The following is a 6,442-nucleotide window of genomic DNA, read 5'->3' as shown; positions in this document are numbered from 1 at the left end:
CGATGGCGGTGATCGCAGCAGTCGCCGAATTCGAAAAGGATCTGCTGGTCGAACGCACGCAAGCCGGTCTGCGTCGGGCGGTCGAGCAGGGGAAGAAGCTGGGTCGTCGGCACGCGTTGTCGGAGAATGTACGGGCAAATATCCGGGCCGAACGCCTGGCGGGAACGTCGCTAGGGATCCTGGCGAAAAAGTACGGAGTTTCGCGATCTGCGATCCAGCGGATCGAACGAGCCGGGACTTGAGCGCTCCCCGGACCGGGTAGACGACAGGCCGCGTGGGGCGCCGCGTCACCTGACGGCCGATCGGCGATTTCTCATCGCCCGGCAGTTCGATCCTCGGCGTAGGACGCTTTGTCTTGCATCCATTCCGCCGTCGCCCTCAGCCCATCGCTCCAGGCAATGCGGGGACGCCAGCCGAGCTCCCGCGCAGCGAGACCGCAATCGAGGACGTTCCTCGGCACGTCGGCAAGCCGTCCCGGCAAGTAGACCACATTGGCCAGCGGCGTGTCCGTCTGGGCACATACATCGACGACGACCTCTCGGATCGACCTGCCTTGCCCCGATCCGATGTTGAACACCCAATCACTGCCTTGGTAATCCGCCGCGAGCAGGATGGCCGCCACCAGATCATCAACGTGCAGGTAATCGCGCACAACCGACCCGTCTCCCCAGATCTCGATCGGCTTGCCGGCTAGCGCCTTATATAGGGCCGCGCCGACGATCCCCTGCGCAACCCGTCGGTGAAACGGCCCATACGGGTTTGCAACCCGTAGCGCGATGGCGCTCAGGCCGTGCAGATGCCGAAACAGGCCAAGATACTTTTCAACCGCCAATTTGTTGATGCCATAGGCGGAAATCGGATTGGTCGAATCGCTTTCGGAAAGGCGCTGTCTGTCACTCGGGCCATAGACAGTGCCGCCCGAAGACAGGAAGATGAGGCGTCCGACACCGGCTGCCGCGCAGATGTCGATCAGCCGCAGCGAGGGGAGTAGGCTGTCCTCTACGTCGCGAATCGGGTTGGCATTAGATTCCGCCGGGGCGCTTCCCCCGAGCAGATGCACGACAGTATCGCCGCGCGCCACAACGCGGGCCATCGCCGATGCATCGTTAAAGTCCGCCTCCACCCACGCCACGTCGGCCAGCATCGCCGGCCAGTCGGCGGGACGATGGCCGACGGCCGTCACCTTCGAACCGCTTTGCCTTAGTGCAAGGCAGAGGTTGGTGCCGATGAAGCCCCCGGCGCCCAGCACCACCCAGCCTGCTCCCGAATGATCCATGTCAGGCAATTTCCCGACCGGCTATGGTCGTGCAGGTCGTCAGAAGCATGGACGCGAACGCATCCGGCGAGAAGGCGTGATCAAAGACTGATCGCCCCGCCGCCGCGATCCGGCACCAGCAATTACCCTGCGCCAAGGCAGCCTCAAGCATTCTGGCCAGGGCCTCCGCCGTCGGTTCGGCAGCGACGAAGCCGGTTTTTCCTGATTCTATGTAGGCGGCCGTGCCGGTCGTCGCGGTACACATCAGCACCCGTCCTGCGCCGAGGGCATCGAGTGACACGAGAGGTAACGTGTCGTCGCGCGAGGGCACCACTACTGCGTCGGCCGCAGTCAATGCATCATGATAGCCTTGAAGGTCGAGTTCGCCGTGTATGCCGAGTTGGGGGTGGGATGCCGCAGCTTCGTGCAATTGCGCATGAAATGCCGGGTCGAGGACGCGGCCGTAGAAATCGATGCTCAATGCCGTTTGCTGCGTCGCGGACAGGCGCAAATACGCATTGATGAGCAGGTCCTGCCCCTTGCGCATTTCATAAGATCCGAACACCGCGAGCCGGGCGGGTACGCCGGGATGCCTTGTTTCAAGCGGTTCGGCCGCGATCGGTGACAAGCCATAAGGCACGACCTGTACGTCTGCACGATGCGCGCGCACGACGCGGGCGCTCAATTCGCTGCCTGCCCAGACGAAGCGCGGCAGTGCGAGCGCTTGGCGGAAGGCCTTGCGGTTCACCAGTGTCTCGAGCGCCGACACTTCATGCAGATACCATAGAATGGGAACATGCGGGGCCAGCACCGTCACGGCCGCCTGGGTCACCGCCGTGTTGCAGATCGCGATATCAAAGGAGGCACCGAGCGACGGAGCCAGCTGCCGCAGGCCGCGGACGCCGTCCAAAACGACCGGGATATCAGTCGTGGTGAAGCGCTCGACCATCGCGCCGGGCGCGAGCGACCAAACCATGACGTCCCACCCGCCGGCCACTAGAGTACGCGCGATCTCGAGCAGCAATGCCGGCGCGCCGCTCGCGCTCATATCCTGACTGACGAGGAGAGCCTTGGGTCGGCCGGCCACGAAGCCATCGCCGGCGCCGTAGAACCGTCGGTCCGCCGCGCCTGCCGCGAGGCGGTGTCGTATGCGATGCTCGATGGTGCCGGGCAGAACACCGCGCGGAAGCAGACGTCCGGCGAGGGAACTGCCCTTTCTGCGGATGCGATCTCTAAGTGATGTCTCACGGCGACGCACCTCATCGAAAATTGTCGTCACCCGTGGTTCCTTGATACGCACGTCTTCCTGCTCCGCGCTGACTAGCGGCCGACGGTGGGGGGTCAAGTTGGTGATCGCGCGCGGGTTCGATGCGTTGACAGGTGCGAACGCTGACCAGCGACTGCCGGGTCGTTGCGCCATACTCTCGGAAATGGTGTCAGCGATGAGGCTCGAAGACCAGTGAACCGGGAACCGGCAGCCTGGCGAAAGTCGTCATGCCGCCAACGGTTTCGGAAAGGATCGCGATCGATTAACGAAGCCTGATGGCCAACCCACGCACGATCAGACCGCCTTCGTTCAGACCAGACTTCTCCCTCATCCTCATCTCCTTGGTATTCGCGTTGCTGTGGATCGCTGGTGGCGCCTCGCGGGCGGACACCCTTGGGCAAGTTGTCGTCCGCGCCGGTAGCTGGGCAATCCTGATTGTCGCGGTTCTTTTTGGTCCCCGGCCGGCATTACGTAACGTCCGCTTTGTCTTTTTGCTTCTGACGGTCATGATCGCGCTGCCCGTGATCCAGCTCGTCCCATTACCACCTGCCTGGTGGCAGGCGTTGCCTGGCCGACAGATCCTGCTGATCCCAGGAGACGCTGTGCCCTGGCGTCCCTGGAGCATGACGCCGGGGGCTACCCGCAACGCGCTGGCGTCGCTGATCGTGCCGGTGACGGTTCTGCTCGTTCAAGCTCAAGCGAAGGAGCAGACACACCGCCGGATGTCAGCCGTCCTCCTCGTCGTGATCGCAACAGCGATGCTGCTGGGCCTGCTGCAATTCTCCGGCGTCAACTTCAACAACCCGCTGATCAATGACACGTCCGGTGTCGTCAGCAGTATCTTTGCCAATCGCAATCACTTCGCACTGTTCCTGGCGATCGGTTGCCTTGTGGCACCGGTATGGGCGTTTCTGGATCACCAGGCGCTTCGCTGGCGCGGGCCGCTTGCAAGCGGGCTCGTGCTGCTGTTCGTTCTGACGATCCTCGCCACCGGTTCGCGCAGCGGCATGCTGCTGGGTGCGCTGGCGCTGGCACTCGCCCTGCTGCTGATCGGCCGCCGCTTGCGCCGGCGATTGGCGATGGCACCTAGCTGGGTATTTCCAGCAGTGGTGGTGACGGCACTATTGGCGGTCGGCGGCTTCGTCGCGATCAGCTTCGCGGCTGATCGCGCCAGTGCGATCGACCGGCTTATCGCCCTTGATAATGGCGAAGACATGCGGTCACGCGCGTTGCCGACCGTTTTGTCGATGATCCGGACCTATATGCCGTTCGGCTCAGGCTTCGGCGGCTTCGACCCGATGTTCCGCCTGCACGAGCCGCTGGGCCTGCTCAAGTTCACCTATTTTAACCAGGCGCATAACGACTTTCTCGGCGTTGCGCTCGACGGTGGGCTACCCGGTGTGGCGGTGCTGGCGGCAGGCGTCGCGTGGTGGCTGATCGCGACAGTCTGGGTGTGGCGGGCCACCCCCAATGGCGATGTGCTGTTGGGACGGCTTGGCTCGGCAACGATCCTTCTGGTGCTGACGGCAAGTGTGACCGATTATCCCGCACGCACCCCTACGATCATGGCGGTTCTCGTGGTTGCCGCATGGTGGCTGGCACGGGCGACCGCAGATAAAATGCCCCCTGCTTTACCGGATTGACCGGCAAACCTATAGAGCGGCGCTGTCTCTCCTACCGCCATGGACTTCCCCCGCGCATGCGCCTTTCGATTCCTGTTTTGTGCCTTGCGCTTATCGCGACCGGCTGCGGTCGGCGTGAGCCGCTGGTATCAAATGGCAGTCTGACCGTCGTTCAGGGGAGTTCGGTGCTTCCGCCGCCCAGTCGCAGCGACCTGACCGCCGCGGACCGGCCCGCCCTGATCGGGCCACTCGACACGATCGAAGTCAGTGTCTTCGGCATTCCCGAGCTCGGCCGCGAAATGCAGGTCGATGCCAGCGGGCGCATCGCAATGCCGCTGGCAGGTACGATTGATGCCCGCGGCAAGACGGCGCAGGAACTGGGCGATGCAGTCGCCGCAGCACTTCGAAGACATTACGTCCGCGATCCGGAAGTCACGGTGAATATCAAGAGTTCGGTCAGCCAAGTCGTGACGATCGACGGCTCGGTCGTGGAACCAGGTCTGTATCCCGTCACCAACCAGATGACGCTGATGCGCGTGGTCGCTTCCGCGAAAGGCCTGACCGAGTTCGCGCGTCAGGAAGACGTCGTCATCCTGCGCACGGTCGGCGCACAACGGATGGCCGGCCTGTACGACATTGCGGCGATCCGCCGTGGTGCCTACGACGATCCGCCGGTCTATGCCAACGATGTGATCATCGTCGGCGACTCACCGCAACGCCGCCTCTTCCGTGATCTCGTCTCCGTGTCGCCGGTCCTCGCGGCGCCGCTTATCGCCGTGCTGCAGTAAGGCGCCTTCGATGAACCTCCTCAGTTCCACCTTTCGTTCGGGCGGCGCGCCTGCGGCCCCCGCGATAGCGGGCGTTCCGGCAAGTGGCGATGCCGTGCCGGTAATTCGCCAGTATCTGCGCATCGCGCTGCGCTGGCGGTACGTCATCCTCGGCGCGGTGGCGGCCTGTTTCTTGCTGGGGCTCATCATCACGCTGCTGATGACGCCGCGCTATACCGCGACGTCGACCATCGAGATTTCGCGTGAAGCGGGCCAGGTTACTAGTTTTCAGGGCGTCGAGCGCGAGACCAGCCCTGCCGATCAGGAATTCTACGAAACGCAATATGGCTTGCTGCGCTCACGCATATTGGCCGAACGCGTCGCTACCCAGCTGCGCCTGGTCGATGACAAGGCGTTCTACGAGCGCTTCGGCGTCAATCAGGACGAGGCGGCCTTCCGCGAGGTGAACGGCCGCTACGTCGCTGCCGGACGCGCGGTGCGTCAGCGTATCGCCGGCGAAGTGCTGCTCAAGAATGTCGGCATCGATCCCACGCGTCTGTCACGCCTGGTCGAAATCGCATTCACCAGCCCCGACGCAGCCTTCTCCCAGCGTGTCGCCAATGCATGGGCCGAAAATTTCATCCAGACCAACCTCGAACGCAAGGTTCAGGCGACTTCCTATGGTCGCGATCTGCTGCAACGCGAACTGAGCCAGGCCAAGGAGCGTCTGGATGAATCACAGCGCCAGCTCGTCACCTATGCCGAGCAGCAGCGGATCATCAATCTCCCGGCGCAGGGCACCGGTGAGAACCAGACCGCCGAACGATCGATCGTTGCCGACGAACTCGCCTCGCTCAACGCCGCGCTGTCGCAGGCGACTGCCGATCGCATCGCCGCCGAGGCCCGCTTCCGCGAGGCGGGGCGCGGCGGGCAATCGAGCGAGGCGTTGCGCAATCAGGCGATCAACACGCTGCGCCAGCGTCGTGCCGAGCTGGCCGCGGAGTATCAGCGCCTGATGGTGCAGTTCGAGCCCGACTATCCGCCGGCTCGCGCCATCCAGTCGCAGATCGATCAGCTCGACCGTTCGATCTCGCGCGAGGAAGGCCGGGTATCCGGATCGGTCCAGGCGGAATACCGGCAGGCCGCCGAACGCGAGACCGCCCTGCGTCAACGCGTCGAAGGATTGAAGTCCAGTTATCTCGATCTGCGTCGCCGCAGCATCCAGTACAATATATTCCAGCAGGAAGTTGATACCAATCGCGCCCTCTACGACGGGCTTCTCCAGCGCTTCAAAGAGGTAGGGGTCGCCGGCGGGGTCGGCGTCAACAACATCTCGATTGTCGATCCGGCGGATATTCCGCAGGAACCGTCCAGCCCGCGCCTCGTGCTCAATCTTGCGATTGCGGTGCTGGCCGGGCTCGGCATCGGTGCCGGCATCGCCTTCGCGCTGGAACAGATGGACGAGGCATTCGCCGATCCGAGCGAAGTCGAACGTCGGCTCGGTCTCCCGCTGCTTGGGTCGGTGCCGAAG

General features: G+C 63.6%; 6 protein-coding genes. 4 read left to right on the top strand and 2 right to left on the bottom strand.

Features of this window, described 5'->3' with window-relative positions; translation table 11 throughout:
* A partial coding sequence (locus ACH0AE_RS17505; protein WP_406876113.1) for a recombinase family protein occupies positions 1 to 242 on the top strand: 242 nt, incomplete at its 5' end.
* 71 nt (positions 243 to 313) lie between these two features.
* Here ACH0AE_RS17505 and ACH0AE_RS17500 read toward each other — a convergent pair.
* Together ACH0AE_RS17500 and ACH0AE_RS17495 are read right to left on the bottom strand one after the other, a co-directional pair.
* On the bottom strand, positions 314 to 1,252 hold the full coding sequence (locus tag ACH0AE_RS17500; protein ID WP_406876112.1) for an NAD-dependent epimerase/dehydratase family protein: 939 nt from the start codon (positions 1,250 to 1,252) through the stop codon (positions 314 to 316).
* 25 nt (positions 1,253 to 1,277) lie between these two features.
* The gene (locus tag ACH0AE_RS17495) at positions 1,278 to 2,534 is read right to left on the bottom strand and encodes a glycosyltransferase family 4 protein (RefSeq protein ID WP_406876111.1); all 1,257 of its coding nucleotides are present in this window, start codon (positions 2,532 to 2,534) and stop codon (positions 1,278 to 1,280) included.
* Between the two features lie 263 nt (positions 2,535 to 2,797).
* Here ACH0AE_RS17495 and ACH0AE_RS17490 point away from each other — a divergent pair, with 263 nt between their 5' ends.
* The 3 genes from ACH0AE_RS17490 to ACH0AE_RS17480 all read left to right on the top strand — a co-directional run.
* A complete protein-coding gene (locus ACH0AE_RS17490; RefSeq protein WP_406876110.1) occupies positions 2,798 to 4,165 on the top strand; it encodes an O-antigen ligase family protein in 1,368 nt (455 codons plus the stop codon).
* 56 nt (positions 4,166 to 4,221) lie between these two features.
* Positions 4,222 to 4,932, top strand: coding sequence for a polysaccharide biosynthesis/export family protein (locus tag ACH0AE_RS17485; RefSeq protein WP_406876109.1), 711 nt, complete (start codon positions 4,222 to 4,224; stop codon positions 4,930 to 4,932).
* A gap of 10 nt (positions 4,933 to 4,942) precedes the next feature.
* Positions 4,943 to 6,442: GumC family protein (locus ACH0AE_RS17480; protein WP_406876108.1), on the top strand; the 1,500-nt coding region annotated here is incomplete at its 3' end.

It is taken from the genome of Sphingomonas sp. 179-A 2A2 NHS (assembly GCF_045371305.1).
Taxonomy (GTDB): Bacteria; Pseudomonadota; Alphaproteobacteria; order Sphingomonadales; family Sphingomonadaceae; genus Sphingomonas.
This window is presented reverse-complemented; position numbering and strand designations above follow the sequence as displayed.